This window comes from Vibrio vulnificus NBRC 15645 = ATCC 27562 (assembly GCF_002224265.1).
GTDB lineage: Bacteria > Pseudomonadota > Gammaproteobacteria > Enterobacterales > Vibrionaceae > Vibrio > Vibrio vulnificus.
In genome coordinates, this window is record NZ_CP012882.1 from 798,469 (window position 1) to 818,986 (window position 20,518).

Annotated in this window: 13 protein-coding genes; 8 read left to right on the top strand and 5 right to left on the bottom strand. The window is 47.3% G+C overall.

Annotation, left to right across the window (positions count from 1 at the left end; all coding sequences use genetic code 11):
* Positions 1-952: 952 nt before the first annotated feature.
* Together AOT11_RS19225 and vvuA are read left to right on the top strand one after the other, a co-directional pair.
* Positions 953-2,236 carry a condensation domain-containing protein gene (locus AOT11_RS19225; RefSeq protein ID WP_223848376.1) on the top strand — a complete coding sequence of 428 codons (1,284 nt, stop codon included), beginning with the start codon at positions 953-955 and terminating at the stop codon, positions 2,234-2,236.
* Between the two features lie 339 nt (positions 2,237-2,575).
* Positions 2,576-4,639 carry a TonB-dependent siderophore vulnibactin receptor VvuA gene (gene vvuA / locus AOT11_RS19230; RefSeq protein ID WP_017421573.1) on the top strand — a complete coding sequence of 688 codons (2,064 nt, stop codon included), beginning with the start codon at positions 2,576-2,578 and terminating at the stop codon, positions 4,637-4,639.
* An 86-nt stretch (positions 4,640-4,725) separates the two neighbouring features.
* On the opposite strand, the gene AOT11_RS19235 is transcribed toward vvuA, so the two are convergent.
* A complete protein-coding gene (locus AOT11_RS19235) occupies positions 4,726-5,634 on the bottom strand; it encodes a siderophore ABC transporter substrate-binding protein (RefSeq protein ID WP_011081759.1) in 909 nt (302 codons plus the stop codon).
* A 55-nt stretch (positions 5,635-5,689) separates the two neighbouring features.
* Positions 5,690-5,932 carry a phosphopantetheine-binding protein gene (locus AOT11_RS19240; RefSeq protein WP_017421574.1) on the bottom strand — a complete coding sequence of 81 codons (243 nt, stop codon included), beginning with the start codon at positions 5,930-5,932 and terminating at the stop codon, positions 5,690-5,692.
* 225 nt (positions 5,933-6,157) lie between these two features.
* Between AOT11_RS19240 and AOT11_RS19245 the strand changes: the two genes are divergently transcribed.
* The 4 genes from AOT11_RS19245 to AOT11_RS19260 all read left to right on the top strand — a co-directional run bounded on the left by AOT11_RS19245 (position 6,158) and on the right by AOT11_RS19260 (position 10,212).
* The gene (locus AOT11_RS19245; RefSeq protein WP_017421575.1) at positions 6,158-7,786 is read left to right on the top strand and encodes a (2,3-dihydroxybenzoyl)adenylate synthase; all 1,629 of its coding nucleotides are present in this window, start codon (positions 6,158-6,160) and stop codon (positions 7,784-7,786) included.
* 228 nt (positions 7,787-8,014) lie between these two features.
* Positions 8,015-8,344, top strand: coding sequence for an isochorismate lyase (locus tag AOT11_RS19250; protein WP_011081756.1), 330 nt, complete (start codon positions 8,015-8,017; stop codon positions 8,342-8,344).
* A gap of 101 nt (positions 8,345-8,445) precedes the next feature.
* On the top strand, positions 8,446-9,333 hold the full coding sequence (locus AOT11_RS19255; RefSeq protein WP_017421576.1) for an isochorismatase: 888 nt from the start codon (positions 8,446-8,448) through the stop codon (positions 9,331-9,333).
* A 63-nt stretch (positions 9,334-9,396) separates the two neighbouring features.
* The gene (locus tag AOT11_RS19260; RefSeq protein ID WP_017421577.1) at positions 9,397-10,212 is read left to right on the top strand and encodes a siderophore-interacting protein; all 816 of its coding nucleotides are present in this window, start codon (positions 9,397-9,399) and stop codon (positions 10,210-10,212) included.
* A gap of 119 nt (positions 10,213-10,331) precedes the next feature.
* Here the strand turns inward: AOT11_RS19260 and AOT11_RS19265 are convergent, their stop codons facing one another.
* Together AOT11_RS19265 and AOT11_RS19270 are read right to left on the bottom strand one after the other, a co-directional pair.
* Positions 10,332-11,969, bottom strand: a complete 1,638-nt coding sequence (locus AOT11_RS19265; RefSeq protein WP_017421578.1) for a (2,3-dihydroxybenzoyl)adenylate synthase — start codon at positions 11,967-11,969, stop codon at positions 10,332-10,334.
* A gap of 9 nt (positions 11,970-11,978) precedes the next feature.
* Positions 11,979-13,160: an isochorismate synthase gene (locus AOT11_RS19270; RefSeq protein WP_017421579.1), complete on the bottom strand. Its 1,182-nt coding sequence runs from the start codon at positions 13,158-13,160 to the stop codon at positions 11,979-11,981.
* Between the two features lie 372 nt (positions 13,161-13,532).
* On the opposite strand from AOT11_RS19270, the gene AOT11_RS19275 reads away from it, so the two are divergent.
* A complete protein-coding gene (locus AOT11_RS19275) occupies positions 13,533-14,321 on the top strand; it encodes a 2,3-dihydro-2,3-dihydroxybenzoate dehydrogenase (protein WP_017421580.1) in 789 nt (262 codons plus the stop codon).
* A gap of 292 nt (positions 14,322-14,613) precedes the next feature.
* Here the strand turns inward: AOT11_RS19275 and AOT11_RS19280 are convergent, their stop codons facing one another.
* A complete protein-coding gene (locus AOT11_RS19280) occupies positions 14,614-15,684 on the bottom strand; it encodes a 3-deoxy-7-phosphoheptulonate synthase (RefSeq protein WP_017421581.1) in 1,071 nt (356 codons plus the stop codon).
* Between the two features lie 323 nt (positions 15,685-16,007).
* Between AOT11_RS19280 and AOT11_RS19285 the strand changes: the two genes are divergently transcribed.
* Positions 16,008-20,465 carry an amino acid adenylation domain-containing protein gene (locus tag AOT11_RS19285; RefSeq protein WP_017421582.1) on the top strand — a complete coding sequence of 1,486 codons (4,458 nt, stop codon included), beginning with the start codon at positions 16,008-16,010 and terminating at the stop codon, positions 20,463-20,465.
* Positions 20,466-20,518 lie beyond the last annotated feature (53 nt).

Consider the following 20,518-nt stretch of genomic DNA (forward strand, 5'->3'; position numbering starts at 1 on the left):
CCTAAGCTATCAAATCTTCATCCTGAAGATACCCAATCCTTTAGGCTTTGTTCCTGTTCCCGCCAACATCCTGTTGACGAAGACAGTATTGAATTTTTGTCGGTTGGCGGCAATTGTCTGCAGAGAATTTTTTTCGTGTATTTTTAGAGTAAAAAAGTGATAGTTAATAAAATACAATAACTTAGCCTGTGGATTAATACGTTTTCCTCGAAATAAAAAGTGAAAAGCTTACAAGGCTTGTAAGAGATCTCGCACAAAGCGAATGGCAAATTGGTCGCAGCGCTTTTTTATCTCACCTTCACTCGGAATGCGTGACATCACATTTTCTTTTTATTAGCGCTGAATTCGTCTATGCAGGCTTGTCGAAGCGGCAAATGGTGTCCTACTTTTAATGGTACAAAAATTGTATGTTTTGTAATCGTCAGGAAAACGGAACAAAAATGCCATTTTTCTGTCATAAGAGAAGCATAAGTTAATAACGGTTAGGAAATGAAACCTGCCTAAGTGTTCAAAAACGAATTGTAACGGTCAGGTGTTTATCATTAACTTGTGAAATTAATCACGGTCAAAACGAACGTTACTCGATATGTTATTGAGGAATACGACCTAAACAAAAAGTCCTGCATGAGTAGGGCACATAATTAATGAGGAAGATGGCTATGAAAAAAATGAGAAAAGCTCAGCTTCATCGCATCCGCATCCAGTATTGGAAAGATGCTAAAGAAGCTTCTAAACAAGCCTAGTGTTACCCAAAGCAAGCCGAGCTGGTAAGCGATTAAATTACCTTTCTTAATACCAGCTCATTATTTTTTCCCAACAACAACTTTCCCTTACTTTCCCAGATAATAACCCAACAAACATCAGATTATTTGTAATTGATAATTATTATCATTGATTGCAATGGTGATGTTGTTATCATTTGTTCTATCTTTTATCACGATTCGATAGGCAAATGAGTAAACCTGTGTTTTTCCCACTCTCTTTGGCTCAGCAAGAATACTGGGCTGACTATCTTGCTTTCCCTGAAAGACCTTTTTCCAATGTGGCGCACTGTATCGAGATCAGCGGAGAGTGCGATATCGAATGTTTGTATCAAGCTATTTTGCAAACCACACAAGAAGCGGAAGCGCTGCGGCTCTCTTTTGGTTGCGATGAGCAAGGGTATCCACACCAAGAGGTGCTCGACGGTTCTGCGATAGTGCTGGATTGCATCAGCTTGACTGATGAAGCCGAAGCGGAACAACTCGCGTGGCAGAAAATCCGTGATGACATTGCGAAGCCAATTGATCTGACAGGGGAAGTGCTGACCTATCAAGCCATTTTTCGGCTCAGTGAGGTTAAGACACTTTGGTACATAAGAAGCCACCACATCGCGCTTGATGGCTACAGCTTGCACTTAATAGAGCAACGATGTGCTTCTCTCTATTCTGCATTCATACAAAGTCAGACGCTTCCCGCTGTGTTTAAAGGATTCGATACTTACGTCAGAAATGAGCAGGCTTATCTGTGTAGTGAGCGAGCAGAGCGAGACCAACGTTTTTGGTTGGATTATGCCAATCAACGCCCGTTTATCTCGTGCAAAGATGATGACTTCAATAACGACACTTTTGCTATTGCAAAGGAGGTTGCTCCCGAGCTAAGAGCCGCGCTCTTAAACGTCAGCCAACAACAGCAGTGGGCTTGGGTGGATCTGTTGGTGGTTTTGGTCGGTCTGTATTGCGTTGAAAAGCCGGTTCTCACAGAGCAGCAATCGGCAAGTGACGGATGGTGGATCTGGCTACCCTATTTAAATCGAATGGGTAACCGCTGCGCTAATACGCCTTGTTTGATGGTCAACACCTTACCGCTGTGGATTAATGCCGATATCGAGGAAAACTTTGTGGATAGGGTGAAGCGGCTCATGGTTGAGTTACGTCTTCTTTATCGCCACGGTAAGTATCCTCTAAGTGCCAGTCTCAATGTAAAAGCAAGTCAGTCCCCCTATATCAATGTGCTTATTGATGAGGATATTGTTTTTGGTGGGTGCCAGAGTGAGCGCAAGGTTGTTGCGAATGGCACCAATGATGGACTCAATATGACATTTCGCGTAAGGAAGGATGCAGCCAACATTACCTTCACGCTAGAAGGCGAACAACGATGTTTTGGACAAGAGCAAATCACCCATCTCAGTGAGCAGTTGATGGCGTTTATGCATCAATCACTCAATACCTTAGCCGAACAGAACTCAGGACAATGAAGGCATCTCGTGCGGTGAGTAGCATACATTCTCGTTAATGCAAATGAGAATGCTTTACATTTGAATTATCCATAATTAGAATGCGTTGTGAACTACGTTGTTATACCACTCGATAGTTGAGTTTATGCTTTTGGCCTGAATCAGCCCCGTTTGGAACGTATGTCAGTCGGAATATTTGCAATCAAGCACATGGCTTTTGAGCGTGACTCTATAGTGCAACGCTGTTCAGTTTCGGTCTCTTTACGCCTCTCTACTCAATCTCGAGGTAGAAGCACCACTCGCTATGCCTGTGCATCCTGAATGCAATCAGTTGTTTATTAGAGTTAAGGAGAAATTCAAATGGCAGCTTTACGCCCAGCGCGAACGAGCGTTGCAGAAAACAAAATCTTTAAACTGCACGCTCTGTCTGCGGTAGTGATGGGGCTTTGTGCCAGTGGTCAAGCCTATGCTCAAACCGAGAGTACCAACAGCAACAAAAAAGAAGAGATGCCTGTTGTCGTTGTGATCGGTGAGAAAACAGAAAGAACCATTTATGACACCAGTTCGAGTGTCCAAGTGTTCGACCAAGAGACGATAGACAATACCCCAGGTGCAACAGAGATCGATGACCTGTTGCAACTTATTCCCAATATGGTGGACTCTGGCCAAGGTAACAGCATGCCAACGGTGCGTGGTATTGATGGTTCTGGTCCATCGATTGGCGGTTTGGCGAGCTTTGCAGGTACTTCACCTCGTTTAAATATGTCCATTGATGGCCGCTCGCTGACGTATTCGGAAATTGCGTTTGGTCCGCGTTCTCTTTGGGACATGCAGCAAGTCGAAGTGTATTTAGGTCCGCAAAGTTATATTCAAGGGCGCAACGCTTCTGCGGGTGCGATTGTAATGAAAACCAACGATCCTACCCACCATTTTGAAAGTGCGGTAAAAGCAGGTGTTGGTGAGCGAAACTATTCACAAACCGCTGCGATGATCTCTGCCCCAATCATCCAAGACGAACTTGCATTCCGCCTCAGCTTTGACCAACAAAAGCGCGACAGTTTTGTTGATTTAGCCTCTTATGAGCCAGCTGGCGATGCTAAGAAAATTGAGATGAATTCCGTACGCGGTAAGCTACTTTATGAACCATCTGCGTTGGCGGGTTTTAAGACAACTCTCGGTGTTTCTCATATGGATTCCCGTGGTCCACAGTCTGAAAGTACTAACGTTGTCGGGAATGAAGCGTTTAGACCTGTTTATGAAACTAAGTCACTGAGCACCGCTTGGGATATTTCTTGGCAGTTGAATGAGGTACTGACCTTTGAAAACAACCTAGTCTACTCAAAGTTTGCTTTTGATCGATACACTAATCCACTCCAGAAAGGCGATTATACCGCTGAAGGTAAAGAGTTCCATGTAGAGCCATTACTAAGGTACCTTTCTTTAGGCGGCCGAGTAAATGCGTTAGTCGGCGCTCGTTATTACAAGTCTTCTCAAGATGATGAATACGTCGATGCGACAAGCGCGAACCCAATGAGCGGCAGTACTAAAACGCAATCGGCATTTGCCGAATTGACGTATGCGCTGACACAATCGATTGATGTGACTGTTGCGGGGCGATATGAAAAAGAACGCGTGAAGAGAAAAGTAAGTGACCCACGTTTTAAATTGGATCATGACGACACGCTAAGTGTTTTCTTACCTAAGTTTGATATAGCGTTTAAACCTGATATGGCTCAGACCTTCGGTTTTAAAGTGGCAAAAGGCTACAATTCGGGTGGTGCTGGTTTGGCGTTTAACCCTATTCTAGGCGGAGGATTTTCACCATATCAGTTTGAAGAAGAGTATATCTGGAACTACGAGTTTTATACCCGCCACCGCCTTGGCAATTCGGTTGAGCTAATGACCAACACCTTCTATAACGATTTTGACAGTATGCAGATGACTCAAACGTTATCTAACGGTGATGTGCTTATCGCGAACCTAGACAACGCTAAGACATACGGTGCAGAAATTGGTACACGTTGGTATGCCACAGATTCACTGGAGCTATTTGCTAACTTAGGTTTATTGAAAACAGAATACAAAGAGGTGAATGGAACTTCTAAAGAACTAGAGCGAGCACCAAACATGACAGGTAATTTAGGGGGGCAGTATAGCTTCTTTGATGGTTTTGAGTTAAGTGCCAATGCAGCCTACACGGGGGATTACTTCTCAGACCGTAGTAATACTGAAATCGTAAAGATTGATGCTTATTGGGTCGCTAATGCTCAATTGGCTTATGTATTCGAGAACGGCAGAGCCGCTCTGTTTGCCACCAATCTATTTGACTCCGATAAAACGACTCTATACGCAAGAGGTAGCTTGAACGAACCGCTAAAACAGCAACCACGTATGATTGGTGCTTCATTGCAGTTGAACTTCTAGCCCTTCCCAAAGTAAAACGCCTCTGATGTTGATCAGAGGCGTTTCTTTATAGCAATTAATTTCTCTATATCGACTAGAGAGAATGACTACAGTTCGACGGTCTCTTTGATGTCGGAAACCATCTTTTCAGTTGCAGAAATACCTGAGATTGAGAGATACCAAGCGTCTAGATCAAGCAAGGTAATTCGTTTGTTCTTGTAAGCGTTGGTGGCTTTGACCAGATCGTTGTCAAGATACTGTTCTTCAACTTGATTGCCTTTTCCTGAGAGCTTATCACCGTCAATCACCAATAGCGTACTTGGGTTGGCTTTATTAATGTACTCGTAAGAGATGATATCACCATGGTTGTTGGTCTTAACGTTAGAGGAGCTTTCCTTAAAACCAAAATCTTCGTAAACCGAAGCAAAGCGGGATTGTGAGCCAAACGTCGTGATATTGCCACCGGATGTCATGATGGTGAGCGCATCCACTTGGTTTTTCTCGTTGTATTGTTTGATGGCGGCAAACTCTTCATTGAGCTGACTAATCTTCTGCTCAATCTTTTGTTGGGCGTTGAAAATTTCGCCCATATTACGCCATTGTTTTTGTGTGCTCTGCCAGTAGCCTTGCTTGAGATCGGCACTGAACACGATGGTCGGGGCAATTTCCGACAGCTCTTTGTATTTGGACGTCGCACGAGGACCAATGATGATCAAGTCTGGTTTTTGGCTGTAGATGGTTTCAAAATCTGGCTCAAATAAGCTGCCCGCCGAGGCGTATTTCGCATCCTGAAACTTATCGAGATATTGTGGCATTATTGGCGCTTTCGCAACGGCAACGGGCTCGATGCCAAGATAATCCAGAGCGTCTAAGGCCCCATGACCAATAACAACAACACGCTTTGGCGCATCTGAAATTTTAGTGCTCCCCATGTAATGCTCGATCACAAGATCTTTCGCCATTGCACCACCAGAAATCAGGGTGCTGACCAACATAACGCTTAATTTTAGTTTCATTTTTTTGTCCTATTGAAAAGGCTATTTCGAACAAATAGCCCATGTTCGTGGTGCTTTAGGCAAGTGCCTTTGCGTTGAAAATGATGGTTTGCCAAGAGCTGAACGTGGGTGAGTTCATCAGTTGGGCAAAGTTGACTTCGATACCCACTTGGCGAAGGCGACCAGTGAGGCGCATTAAACTGATGGAGTCGAGGCCCAGTTCAATCAGGTTGATGTCGGACTGAATTTCAGCTTCGCTGACTCGCAGTAACTCGCTGAGCGTGGCAAGCAAATCAAACTCTTTTAGAGGTTCTGACAAAATAATTTCCTTTCATTTTTCGCGACTTATTGCCGATTGTCTTTGCGGCTAAGTGTAGGAATTAACCATATCATTACTTGATTGATTTATTCAAATGATTATTATTACCATTTGCATTTGGTGCTATTAATATCACTGATTTGCGTATTGGTTTGGGTTACTCATGCCTAGTGCTACGGCCAGTAATCCAAATAGGAGTGACCTTAAAGAAAGGCAAGGATAGATATGGTCGTCACGACAACCGAAACACCAAAGCAGATACTCGATGGCTTTGTGCGTAAACCTAGTGTTCAAAGTGAACAATATCAGGCTGCAAATTTGTGGCGCAATTCGCCGCTGTGGCAAATTCTTCATCAGGGAGTAGAGCATCACCCTGATAGCATAGCGGTGACCGATAACCACACTTCACTGAGCTATCTCGAGTTGGCCAGTCGCGTGGATAGGATCGCCGCTGGGTTGCGAGAAGAAGGGCTTGTGTGTGGTGACAGTGTTGTCTTGCAGTTAGCCAATACACTCGATTTTCTCGTCGTGTTTTTTGCTCTTCAGCGCCTTGGTGTGGTTCCCGTACTGGCATTACCTGCACACGGTTTGGTCGAAATTCGCCACTTTATGCAACTCTCTGGGGCAAGAGTGTACATCGGCTCCAATCATGAAAAGGATGACAAAGCGTTGGCGATTGCCACTCAGTTGCAAGCGGAACTATCAATATCCATTCGCTGCTATATCTGCGGGCATTTTGGTCAGTTTTCGCCGTTGCCAGAGTGTGACGCTGGCGATTTTGCACCAGCGATGGTAGACCCAGAACACCCGGCACTTTTCCTCGTTTCTGGAGGCACGACAGGGCTACCCAAACTGATCCCCCGTACCCACAATGATTATCTGTTTAATGTTGAGCAATGTGCGAAAGCCAGTGAAATCAGTGCGCAGGATGTGTATTTGGCGGTGTTGCCTGCGGCACACAATTTTACCTTGGGTTGTCCTGGGATCTTAGGGGTGTTGAATACTGGCGGAAAAGTGGTTTTGACCACCAACCCAAGCCCAGATTATTGTTTTGAACTTATTGAAAAACAGCGTATTACCGCAACGGCGTTGGTGCCTGCATTGGCGCAGCTGTGGACGGAGGCAACTCAATGGGAGTCGACGGATCGTTCGAGTTTACGTTTGATGCAAGTCGGTGGTTCCAAACTTGCTTATAGCGATGCGCTGGAAATGCAAAACGCCTTTCCAAACGCGTTGCAGCAAGTTTTTGGTATGGCGGAAGGTTTGATTGCGTGTACCCGTTTGGGCGATGACAAAGAAATTATTGCAACAAGGCAAGGTCGTCCTGTCAGCGAATGGGACGAGGTCCTCGTTGTGGATGATCAAGGCAAGCCAGTTGCGGTTGGAGAGGAAGGGGAACTGCTGACCCGAGGGCCTTACACGCTTAGCGGATATTACCGTGCGCCAGAGCATAATCTGCGGGCGTTTACGGATGAAGGATATTATCGCAGTGGCGATCGCGTGGTCGTCGATTCCCAAGGTTACTTCACGGTCACTGGGCGGATAAAGGATGTGATCATTCGTGCCGGCGAAAACATTGCTGCTGATGAGTTAGAAGAACTCTTATTGTCGCATCCACAAATTGCCCAAGTAGCGGTGTTTCCCCTGCCAGATGCTCATTTAGGTGAAAAAATCGCCGTCGCAGCCGTCATTCGAGGTCCCGAAATTATGTTGCGAGACATTCGGCAATTTCTCCAAACCAAAGAGATCGCCGCATTCAAACTTCCTGATGAACTGTTTGCGGTCAAATCGTTGCCAAAAACGGCCGTAGGCAAAATCGACAAGAAGCGCATTTTAAGCACCATTCTGCCGTGATGGTTCTACAACCTATTGGTCGAAAAAGAAAAACACGACGATAGTAGTTAGCCGTATGGTAAAGAAATGGTTGTGTGTGGTTGTACAACTGTTGCTAATGATATACATTCTCATTTATGTTTTGTGTGGTTTCGAAATGAACAACCACTGAAATAACCTGTTTGTCTGTGCAAACCGCTGCGAGGCGGACGCACATAAAGCAAGGAATTCAATCGAAAGGAAATAACCGTGGCATCGTTGAAGAAACCAGAAGCGTGTGAAAGCCTCAATGATATTCGACTGGGAATCGACACTCTTGATAAAGAGATTGTCCATATCCTCTCTCAGAGAATGGGATACGTGAAAGCTGCCGCACAATTTAAACCCGATGAGAAAAGCATACCTGCCCCTGAGCGAGTGGCGTCCATGCTGGAAGAACGCCGGCATTGGGCTAATGAACAGGGGTTATCAGAAGAGTATGTGGAAGCACTTTTTGACAACATTATCCAATGGTACATCAGTCAGCAGATCCAGCATTGGCGCAGCCAAAAAGGCCTTGCGCCAGTGAGTCAAGATTAGCTTATCACTCGTAAACACGACGCTAACCGTCATGCTTCGTCTGTGAGTGGCGCGTATCGAACCGCCACCATCATGACAAACAAAATGAAAGGATTATCAACATGGGAATCCCCAAAATTGCTGGCTATCCGTTGCCAACCCCCGCTGAGTTTCCAGATAACAGAACGGGCTGGACAATCGATCCCGACCAGGCCGTACTTTTGATCCACGATATGCAAGAATATTTCGTCAACTATTATCAGCCAGATTCATCGCCAGTTGTTGACATCATTCAACATATTCAACGCTTAAAAGCCGCAGCGAAAAAAGCGGGCATTCCCGTTATCTATACGGCGCAGCCTGCTAACCAACATCCGACAGACCGAGCGCTGCTCACTGATTTCTGGGGGCCGGGCCTGAATGGCGATCATGTACCTATCGTTGAAGCACTCAGCCCAGAAGAGGATGACATCGAATACGTCAAATGGCGTTACAGCGCATTTAAGAAAACCCCATTGCTCGAGTTTATGCGCGCGCAAGGGAAAAGCCAGCTCATCATTTCTGGGATTTATGGCCATATCGGCATACTTTCGACCACGTTAGACGCCTTCATGCTGGACATCCAGCCGTTTGTGATTGGTGATGCTATTGCGGATTTTACTCGAGAAGATCATTTACGAACCTTGGAATACGTGGCCAGTCGTAGTGGCAGCGTAAAGCGTCTCGATGAGGCATTAGATGAAATCCGTTCGCAAAAGCCGCTAACGCTGGAAAAGATCCAGCAGGACGTTGCGACGAGCTTAGGAATACAACCAGACGAGGTTGATCTTGATGAGGATTTAATGTTCGTTGGCTTGGACTCGATGCGGGCGATGGTGCTGGTGGAAAAATGGCATCAACAGGGTGAGAACATTTCGTTTGGTCAATTGATGGAAGCGGCTTCGCTTAGAGAGTGGTGGCTGGTGATTGAACAAGCGAGAAATGAAGAACAAAACATGGCCGTCGCCTAAGTGTGAAGGTCAAAGATAACAACGTCAGCTAGGCAAAAATAACAAAAAAGATTAGGTGAAAGAATGAGTGACAGCCCAGAGCGCGTCTATCCAATGTTGCTGGATTTTGTACGCAAAGAAACCATCTCAAAAAACTTACTCCGAGTAACGTTAACCGGAGAGGATTTAATCGGCTTCCCGGAAGACCAAAATGGTTCGCACATCAAAGTGTTTTTCCCCAACCAAGCAAGTGGCATTCTCCAGTTGCCGGTGCGAGAAGGGGACAACGTCATTTGGCCTGAACACAAACCCGTTCCGAGAGCTTACTCGGTCAGACAATATCGTGCGGCGGTGAATGAGCTGGACATCGATTTTGTGACGCATGGGGAGGAGACTCCGGGCGGTGGTTGGGCACTAAAGGCAGACATCGGCTCGCAGATTGGTTTAATTGGGCCAGCAGGGCCTGATCCGCTCATTGAACCCGCGGATTGGCATATAATCGCGGGTGATCTCTCGGCGGTGCCTGCGATTAGTGCCATCTTGGAAAAGTTGCCCAGTGACGCCAAAGGCTATGTGTTTATTGAGGTGGATGAGATTGAAGATATTCACGATCTTGTTCATCCAGAAGAGATGGCCATCAATTGGTTAATGCGCAATCCTCATGATGCCGAGCCCGCATTAGCTAAGGCGATTAAGCAACTACCCGCCCCGGAGAAATCGACCTCGCTGTCTGCTTTTATCGCGGGTGAAAACCAGAGTGTGATCAACTGCCGTAAGATCTTGCGCAATGACTATCAGATCGCGCGTGACAAGCTCTACGCGATTCCTTACTGGAAAAGAGGTAAGACGGAAGAAGCGTATCACGATGAACGTCATGATGTGATGGATGCAGCGTATTAGTCCACTGCCGTTGTTCATCGATAGCGCCTCGAAACAGAAGAAAGCCGATTTCATTGAAATCGGCTTTCTTTTTATTCCGTTTCTTTTATTCCGTTCTGTTCACGACTTACTTTTCGCTACTAAGCACTCAAACCAAGCTGGGCGTAAGATTCACGTAAGCGTTTCTTGTTGATCTTTCCTACGGATGTTTTGGGCAGAGTATCGGCAAATTGGATCACATCGGGGATCTTATAGTCCGCCAACCCTTTGCTGCGTAAGTAGCGTTTTAGTTCCATTCCTGTGATATTGAGATGACGTTTGGTGACGATCACTGCGCAGCTTCGCTCACCCAACAAGCGGTCGGGAATGGCAATCAACGCCACATCATGAATCGCACTGTGGCCCAGTAAATGATTCTCCACTTCTTCCGCCGCGATTTTTTCACCGCCACGATTGATCTGATCTTTGTCTCGGCCTGTGACGATGATATTGCCTTGCTCTGTTATCTTCACAATATCGCCAGTGCGATAAAAACCGTTGTGAGTGAACGAACGCTGATTGTGCTCCGGTGCTCGGTAGTAGCCGCGAATCGTATAAGGCCCTTGGGTAAGGAGAAAACCTTCTTCTCCGCACGCAACCTCTTCACCAGCTTCATTGACCACTTTCACTTGGTCATGGGCGGATATAGGGCGACCTTGCGTTTCGATGATCACCTCCAGCGGATCGTCTAGGCGAGTATAATTCACTAGCCCTTCTGCCATGCCGAACACTTGTTGAAGCTGGCAATTGAGTGCTTTTGGCAAAGCTTTTGCCGCACTTTGGCTCAACTTAGCACCACCAACTTGGATTAACTGTAAGCTCGATAAGTTGTAGCGTGCGTGTGGCGCCGCATCCATCCACAGCAAAGCTAACGGGGGAACCAGAGCCGATACGGTTACTTTGTGACGTTCAATCAGAGGAAATGCCGCTTTGGGCGTTGGGTCTTGCGTCAGGATAACGGTGCCGCCAGCGAAAAATACCCCAAGCGAACCTGGGGAACTGAGCGGAAAATTGTGCGCAGCGGGTAGCGCGCAAAGATAGCGTGTGTACTCATTAAAACCACAGATAGCGTTACTGCCGACCACACTGTAAGCATAATCATTGTGCGTACGTGGGATCAATTTGGGAGTGCCCGTCGTCCCGCCGGAAAGTTGAAAAAAGGCAACCTGACTTGCGTTACTGACAGGGGGCAGTTCTCGTTCATCGCGAAAGTCGTCAAATGAGATGAAATGAGATTGCAGCAGCTCGGAGTGCTTGGCTCTGACGATAACATGGCGCAAACATGGGTTCTCTTTGAGGAGTTTTTCGGCCAGCGTTTGGTAGTCAAAACCACGAGTTTGGCCATCGATCAGATACGCTTTGGCTTGGGCATGTTGGCAGAAGTAGCTAATCTCAGCGTGACGATGGGCGGGTAACGCCAATATTGGGCGAATGCCTTGATGAATCAGCGCAAAGTAACTGATATAGAACTCGGCGATATTGGTCATCTGCAGAATCACGTTATCGCCTTCAGAGAGGCCCAGCGAACGAAACCCGTTGGCGGCCGCATGGATTTTTCGCTCAAGCTCAGCGTATGTGATGCTTTGTTGGCCGCATACAATGGCAATATTGGTCGGGTAGCGAATAATGGATTGCTTGAGATACTGATAGAGCGTTTTATCTTGCCATAAGCCAAGGCGGCGATAATCGTTCGCCATCTGCTCTGGCCATGGTGTGAAATCAGATTGTACAGAGTTCATGCCGATACCTTACGCCGTTAACATTTCGTTCAGTTGAATCCCTGCGGCTTTTAAGATGGTGTTCATTTTGGCCCCTGTTTCATCAAGTTCACTTTGAGGTTGTGACTCGTTGACGATGCCCGCTCCAGCAAACACCTTCATCCTACGCGGCTGCACTTCTGCGCAGCGAATCGTCACAACCCACTCCCCATTTCCACGCGAATCACACCATCCGACCATGCCGGTAAAATAACCGCGATCAAACTGTTCCAATCTTTTGATCGCTTCATAGGCTTTCTCGCGAGGGTAGCCACAGACCGCTGGGGTGGGATGCAGCTCCGCAGCCACTTGCAACACATTGATGGCAGGATCCAATACTTGTCCTTCGAGTTGTGTAGAAAGATGAAGCATCGTCTGGGTCTCGATGACAGACGGAACCATCGGGGTGTACAAATTGCAGCAATACTTGCTCATGACGCGCTCAACTTCTTCCACTACCAAGCCGTGTTCATGGAGATCCTTGCCCGTATTGAGCAGCGATTGAATGGACGCCTGATTTTGTTGCTCAGACTCTGAACGTGGTCTTGAACCAGCCAGCGGATTGGAAATCAGGTGGCTGCCTTTTTTGGCCACAAGCAGCTCTGGGCTGGCTCCCATCAATTTTTGGTTGTCGCCAATTTGCGCAGCAAAGGTGTAGCCTTTGGCGTTAATGGAGAGCAAGTTTCTTAGTAAGGCTTGCTGTTGAATGTCGGTTTCTGTCGCCACTTCTATCGCACGAGACAGTACGACTTTCGAGAGTTCCTGATTGGCAAACATCCCCAAGAGATCATGCACCCCCTGCTTATAGTGGTGGCCACTTGGCGAAGAAATAAGACGAGCTTGTGGTGCTGAGGTGGCGGACGTTTGCGAAGCGCGGGTGCTACTGGAGATGTACAACGTCTGTGGAATAACAAATCGAGTCATGTTTTCCTGATTAAATGGCACAACACCAAACAAAACTGGATTGTCTGATTCGCTAGTTTTGGCGTTTTTGAGCATGTTATTTGCCACATCAGCCAGTTCAGAAAATGGCAAGGTTTGAAGACGCTCTTCTTGAACACCAATGCCCATCATAGTGTTATTTGGAGAAGCGAAGAAAAATGGCGACGATGGTAGTTCGTTATCCAACAGTTCGTTTGCCATTTTGGTATAGCCAATCACTTCACGTTTCATAACAGATCCCTCTAGATATTTAGATCGTGGTATACGAAAGAGTACTCTTTTAGCGGCGCAAGGTGCGGATAAAGGAGTGCACTCTTTTCCCAACTGAATCGACCTTGCGGTGGTGGCGACGGACTGATCTCAATGCCATAGACTCGTTATGTTTTTGAGTCGACATGTGTGTCTGGCCTGCAATGTCATCGGTTGGGTATAGGTTGCTTATTCAGTGGAGTAAGATTACAGTTATCATGATTTAAATGCTAACGATAATAATTATCATTAATATCTAAGTTTGTTTTTGTGCATTAAATCACGAATTTATAGCATGGGTGCAGATATCCATGACGGGATAAGTGGACACAGATTAAAGAGATAACGTTTTTTATGTTTAACCAATTTCTTGAAAAACAAACGGTTTTTCTGACTGGTGCGGCGAAAGGCATTGGTTTCAGTGTGATGCAGCATCTACTTGAAGCGGGTGCTCGAGTGGTCGCCACGGACATCGATGAAGTACGACTCAAGGCAGACAGTGACGCATTGATGAACCGCTATCGCGAGCAGTTATTTTGCTATCACTTAGATCTTTCTCAGCCGGAGTCTGTTGCTTGTCGTGTGGCGCAAATGGTTGAACAACATGGCCCGTTTGATCACCTGGTGTGTTGTGCGGGCGTGTTGCATCTTGGCGCCATTGCGAGCATGCCTCTGGCTCAAATTGAGCACACTTTCAATGTGAACACGTTTGGTACCTTGGCGGTGATGCAGGTCTTGGCAGAAGGAATGAAAGCACGACGCGCAGGCAGTATGGTGATTGTTGGTTCTAATGCGGCCAATACACCTCGTCCAAATATGGGGGCTTATGGGGCATCTAAGGCGGCGTTGCACATGTTGGTTAAATCGATGGGAATGGAGTTGGCGGAATATGGGGTACGCTGCAATATCGTCAGCCCCGGTTCAACGCGCACAGACATGCAGATGCAATTGTGGTCGGAAGAATACGGTGAACCTCAAGTCATTGCAGGGAATTTAGAGCAGTTTCGTTTGGGAATCCCGTTAAGAAAAATGGCTGAGCCACAAGACATCGCTCGGTCGGTACTGTTTTTACTTTCCGAGCACGCAGGGCACATTACCTTGCACGATCTCAGAGTCGATGGCGGTGCGACATTGGATAATTAATTGCTGGGATAATTAATAACTTGCCGAAGTAAAAGAAAAGGAATGGTGGATGGTTACCATTCCTTTGATATGGTTGCTAGTTTTCTAGTTTTCTAGTTTTCTAGTTTTCTAGTTTTCTAGTTTTCTAGTTTTCTAGTTTTCTAGTTTTCTAGTTTTCTAGTTTGCTAGTCCCTAGTCCCTAGTCCCTAGTCCCTAGTCTCTAGTCTCTAGTCCCTAGTCCCCACCTTCCTACATCTCTATCTCTATCATTTTGACCTAAACCATCTCAACGAACCCGCTGTCCATTGGTGATTTAGGCAACGGTGGAAAAGTGCTCCATCATCACGACATTCACCGCTTCCGCAAAAATATTGAGAATACTTTCCGTCTCTTCCCAACCCAAACATTCATCAGTAATCGACATGCCTTTGACCAACGGACGATCGGAGATCTTTTGTGCGCCTGCAACCAAGAAGCTTTCCGCCATCACGCCAGCAATGCACTTTTCCCCGTCGATCAACTGACAGGCGATGTTTCTCGCCACATCGAGTTGGTTCTTTGCCACTTTCAGGCTATTGCCATGGCTACAATCGATGATCAGGCGCGGGTTAAGATCGTTGGCTTCCAGTTGTTGGCTCACTTGGCAAACATGCTCGGTGGTGTAGTTAGGCTTTTTGCCACCTCGCAAAATGATATGGCCATTGGGGTTACCATGGCTGATGGCGGTGAGAGTACGTGCCCCAAATCCTGGCACACAGATGAGATGGGGTGAGTTTGCCGCGTGTATCGCGTCGATAGCGATATCAACATTGCCGTCGGTCCCGTTTTTGAAACCAATAGGGCAGGGAAGTGCCGAGGCCATTTGGCGGTGAATTTGAGATTCAGTTGTCCGTGCGCCAATGGCACCCCAGCAAATTAGGTCAGAAATATAGGGGTAAGTCGTGGTGTCTAAATACTCGGTTGCCGTCGCGAGGCCGAGCTTGATGACTTGCTGTAAGAATTGTCGAGCGAGCAGCAACCCTTTATTCATGTCGTGGCTGTTATCGAGATCGGGATCGACGATCAGCCCTTTCCATCCGGCGCGTGTGCGTGGTTTTTCAAAGTAAGTACGCATCACAATCAGAAGTTGCTTTTCATGCTGACGCTGAATGTTGGCCAGTTTCTGCGCATATTCAAGGCCTGCTTGTGGATCGTGAATTGAGCATGGGCCGATGATCACCAGTAATCGAGGGTCTTGGCCATTCAGAATTCGAGTGATCTCTTGGCGGCGTTGTCGAATAAACGCTTCGCTCTCTTCGTCCAGTGAGGCATGTTGAATGATCTCTTCCACAGAAGGGAGTGTTCCACAAGGAGTGGAGTGAATCAATTTGCTGAGCGTAGGCATGTTTCCCCCTGAGCCATAATCGGTAACTGAGTTTTAAAAATAAATTATGTAATGATAATTATTATCGTTAATGGCGGGATTATTAAGAAAGAGGAATCGATATGTCAAGCCGAAATCTTGCTCAAGTCACCCTATGCTAACCAGTAAAATCAACAAGATGAACTGACATTCTTTCACTACAAGCACCGTTGTTTGACATTTTAAATGCTTTACATGCAAATGATAATGATTATTATTAATGTAAATTTGGGTGGCAAAATGCTATCAAATTGTGCGCCGACAGACCGACAGGCGAAGTGAATGGACTATGTTTGGATTTTAACATGAAAGAAATGACGGCAATGCAGGCCGCTTATTGGTTAGGAAGGCAAAAAGGCAATGCGATGGAAGGCTTGGCTGCCCATCTCTATGCCGAGTTCGATGGACAAGATTTAAATCGCGAAGCGTTATCAATGGCGGTGCGGGCACTGTATGCGAAACATCCCATGTTGCGTTTAACGATCACTGCAGAGGGGCAACAACACATTCTCCCTCTTTCTGCTTGTCACCAACTGACGGTGGAAGACATTACGCGCTATTCCAAGCAAGAGGCCGAGCAATTCTTGCATAACAAGCGAGAGCGAATGAGCCACCAAATCTTGGATTTGAATCAAAGTAGCCCCATCGAGATCAGTGTGACCTTGCTCGCCAATAATGAGCATCGATTGCACATTGATGCGGATATGATTGCGTGCGATGCGCAGAGTTTCCGAATTGTGGTCGAAGACTTAGCGCGACTTTATCTGTCTGCACAAGAATCCGATTTAGCCGTGAGCGAAGAGCCTCAGCTAACCTATTTTCATTACCTTGACCATCAGCAAACGGATCGCTATTTAGCACAGCGCAAGGCCAGCGATAAACAGTGGTGGCAAACACGTTTATTATCATTGCCCCCTGAACCTCCATTGCCGTATTTGTCCTGCCATGGTAACGAAGCTCGTCCACAAACTCAGCGCTTGGCGCATCAGTTTACCCATCAAGAGCGCGTTGCGTTGGAGGCATTGGCGAAAGAGCACCATCTCACGTTAACACAGCTATTTCTTGCCCTGTTTTCGCAAGTGATTGCCACTGGTGCGCGTGAGCATCGTTTCCGATTAAACGTACCGACTTTTCACCGTGGTATTTATGATCCTCAGATAGAGCAGTGCGTAGGCGATTTTTCCAACTTACTGATCTTTGGTGCTCACGTCGACAAAACACAGACGCTGCTGTCGCATTGCCGCCAAGTAGCGAGCCAACTGAACCTGTTGCTGAGCCATGAAACATACTCAGGTGTGCAGGTCATGCGTGATTTGTCACGCTTGGCGGGTCAGGTGCAACGCTCGCCCGTGGTGTTTACTTCCGGTATGGATATCGACGGTGGCGAGCTCTTTTCTCAGCGAGTGACGGACAGTTTAGGCCACATGAATTGGGTGATTTCGCAAGGGGCACAGGTAACGCTAGATGCGCAGATTGCCCCTGCTTATGGCGGCATTTTGGCTAACTGGGATGTTCGCGCGGATCTCTTGGAGCAAGAGGTGATTGAGCCCATGTTTGCTCATTACGTTGCGTTGATTCGTCGCCTTGCGACGTTCCCACAAATCATGCATCAGACGCTCGAACAGCTAGACGCAGCATTGGGGCTATCCAAGTCGGAAGATATAGCGGCGACGCCATTGAGTAACTTGCAGAAATCGTATTTGTTGGGGCGTTCAACTCAAATTGCCTTAGGTGGCGTTGCGATGCATGAGTTTCGCGAATATCGCGGCAACTTGGCAACTGAGACGGTGCGAGAAAATCTCACCCGCTTGGTTGAACAGATCCCGGCATTGAGGACGCACATCGATCAAGATAAATTGCTGCAGTTTGTTTCTCCCATTATTGAACTCAATTTAAAAACGTTTGATTTTCAGCACCTTTCTCGTGAAAAAGCACTTTTAGCGGTGGAGCCACTTCGCGAGCACTATCGACATAAAATGCACGATTTAAGCGGTTCGCCTTGGGAAGTGTGTGTCGTTCAATTACCCCCAGAGTACGCCAGTCGAATAAACACCATTATTTTCACCAGCTTTGATGCCTTGATTGTTGATGGGCGCAGTCATTCGATCATTCTCGCAGCGCTGCTTGGTCAGCAAGAAGATGGCATTCAAGGTTTGATGGCTCCTCGCTCACCAAAGCGTCAAGGTGCCGTCATAGATACTGCGAAACGAGCGCAAGACGAACGCTATTGGCAAGAAAAATTGCATCGTGACTGCTTGCCTCCAGCATTGCCTTGGAAGCAACCGCTGGAGACCATCCGCACTTCTCGTTATGCGCGAGAAAGCTTGCAAATTCGCCGTTCTGAGCTGCAACAACTGACCCAGATGGGGGCGGAAAATGGTCTGTTCGTCAACTCATTGTTGACTGCCGCTATTGTGCAAGTGTTGGCTTGCTGGACAACCGAAAATGGTATGCGAATTGGTTTTCCGGTGGTGATACCGCAGCAAGATGAGTTGGCGGGCAATGAATCGACTTTTGTGATTTTGGAGCATGACAAATCGGACGCCTCTGTGCTGAGTCAAGCACTTGATTTGCAATCGGATATACTGGAAGCGCTGGAACACCTCGATTTTTCAGGGGTGGACGTAAACCGCCTATTGATGAATGGCTCTTCACCTGCATTAGCTTTGCCTGTGGTGATCACTAATGGCTTATCGTGGCAGACGCTCAAAGAAACCGACGATGTGGCGCTTTTTTCTGGGGTGACTCAGACACCACAAATGGCATTGGACATCCGACTGACTTACGATGAGCAGAAAAATCTCATTATCAGCTTCGATTACGCGGTGGATGCGCTGGAGACGAACGTTGTGTGCGATATTCTCAATGCGCTCAAAACGCTGTTGCGACAACTGTCTGAATCCCAGCAAGGACTCTTGCCAACCTCGTCTTTTCTTGATCTTTCCCACTATCGCCTCAATAGCGATGAAACGCACTGTTACCCTTCGGATTTCTTGTCGCACATTGCGCGTCAACTGTTTGATGAAACCAATGAAAAAACGGCGATCATTTGTGGTGAAACCGCGGTTTCGTATGCAGAATTGGGCTCGAAAGTCACTTGTGTAATGCGCCACCTTAATGCCAGAGGGTTGCAGCAAGGCAGCGTGGTGGCTATCTGTCTTCCACGAAGTGTGGAGCACTTGGTGATGACGTTGGCATGCTCACTGTCGGGCATGGTATGGGTACCCATTGATGCCTCCTCACCTCATGACCGATTGGCTTATTTGCTCAGCAATTGCAACGCGGAACTGGTGGTCACGCAACACGGTGACGTTGTGGAATCCGTCACCTTCTCAGAGCTCCTCTGCCCCATCGCAAGTGAGGCTCCGTTGCCGAGTTATGAACAGTTGTCGCGTTTAAGTCAAAGCACCCAAACGGCCTACTATCTGTATACCTCAGGCACCACTGGCAAGCCGAAATGCGTGGTGGTCAATAATCAAGCGACGTCCAATGTCATTGGTCAAACCTGCCGTGAGTGGTCGATTTCGTCTCAGGATGTGATCATGTCCGTGACACCGTATCACCACGATATGTCGGTGTTTGACGTGTTTGCGGCTTTTAGCTCCGGGGCGACGCTGGTGCTTCCTGGCGCCGATGGTGAAAAAGACGCGTTGAAATGGAACCAATTGATCGAGCAGCATAAGGTGACGATTTGGGTGTCAGTGCCGGCGATTTTGGAAATGCTGCTTTCTTGCACGCAAGGCTCGCAACTGCAATCGCTGCGTTTGGTTGCCCAAGGTGGCGACTACATTAAACCAGCGACCATTGCTCAACTCCGTGCACTGGAGAGTTCGACCCGTCTGATTTCGCTTGGCGGACCGACAGAAACCACCATTTGGAGTATTTGGCATGAACTGACGGATGCGGATGTGTCGACCATTCCTTATGGACGGCCACTGCCGGGGAATCGCTATTTCATTTTGGATGAGAGGCAGCAGCATGTGCCTCAAGGGGTGGTCGGGCGCATTTACACTGTCGGGGTGAACTTAGCGCAAGGCTATTTAGAAAACGGCGAACTGAAGCAGACGGATTTTGTCACCATCTATGATGATCGTGGCGAGCCTGTACGCGCGTTTCGAACCGGTGACCAAGGTTACTACCGACAAGATGGCAACATCATTTTCGCTAGCCGAGTGAATGGTTATGTCAAAGTTCGCGGGGTGCGAGTCTCTTTGCCGGATATTGAAAAAGAGCTGTTGAAGCATCCTTTGATCGCCAATGCGGTTGTCGTCGATCATCTCGATGGCAATGGGGATAGTGCTTTGGCGGCGCTCTTTACTCTGAATTCAGATAAGCCGCTGACTGCTCAGCAACTGCGCCAGTTTGCTCAGCAATGTTTACCTCAATCGCACATCCCAACCCACTTTATGCCGATGACCGTTCTGCCTCTTTCCGCCAATGGCAAAGTCGATAGAAAGCAGTGCCAAGCGCAAGTGGCGGCCTCTTTACTGCCAAGCAAATCCACCATGCATACCAAGCGTGAGCAAGGGGAGGTGCTGAAGCCAACTCTACTTGCACAGATTGAACAGATTTATCGCCAAGTGATCGCGACAGATGAGCCTTTCGATGATGCGCAAGAGTTGGCATTTTTGTCGAGGGGATTACTTCCGTCTCACCTTGTCAGCATTGCTTCACTTTTGAATCAACGCTTTGCTAGCCAGTTGAGCGCCTCGCAGTTGCTTCGCTGTCAATCTGCGCAACAGGTTGCGGCTTTACTCGCATAGCCAGCCTTAATTTATTAACCGATTTTATCGCCGTGAAATGGCGCAATGGCGCC

Bases quoted from the DNA above. Each gene is read 5' to 3' on its own strand.
- vvuA (WP_017421573.1), top strand. From the start codon at position 2,576: ATGGCAGCTTTACGCCCAGCGCGAACGAGCGTTGCAGAAAACAAAATC.
- AOT11_RS19275 (WP_017421580.1), top strand. From the start codon at position 13,533: ATGTTTAACCAATTTCTTGAAAAACAAACGGTTTTTCTGACTGGTGCG.
- AOT11_RS19280 (WP_017421581.1), bottom strand. From the start codon at position 15,684: ATGCCTACGCTCAGCAAATTGATTCACTCCACTCCTTGTGGAACACTC.
- AOT11_RS19270 (WP_017421579.1), bottom strand. From the start codon at position 13,160: ATGAAACGTGAAGTGATTGGCTATACCAAAATGGCAAACGAACTGTTG.
- AOT11_RS19265 (WP_017421578.1), bottom strand. From the start codon at position 11,969: ATGAACTCTGTACAATCTGATTTCACACCATGGCCAGAGCAGATGGCG.
- AOT11_RS19260 (WP_017421577.1), top strand. From the start codon at position 9,397: ATGAGTGACAGCCCAGAGCGCGTCTATCCAATGTTGCTGGATTTTGTA.
- AOT11_RS19255 (WP_017421576.1), top strand. From the start codon at position 8,446: ATGGGAATCCCCAAAATTGCTGGCTATCCGTTGCCAACCCCCGCTGAG.
- AOT11_RS19285 (WP_017421582.1), top strand. From the start codon at position 16,008: ATGAAAGAAATGACGGCAATGCAGGCCGCTTATTGGTTAGGAAGGCAA.
- AOT11_RS19235 (WP_011081759.1), bottom strand. From the start codon at position 5,634: ATGAAACTAAAATTAAGCGTTATGTTGGTCAGCACCCTGATTTCTGGT.
- AOT11_RS19225 (WP_223848376.1), top strand. From the start codon at position 953: ATGAGTAAACCTGTGTTTTTCCCACTCTCTTTGGCTCAGCAAGAATAC.
- AOT11_RS19245 (WP_017421575.1), top strand. From the start codon at position 6,158: ATGGTCGTCACGACAACCGAAACACCAAAGCAGATACTCGATGGCTTT.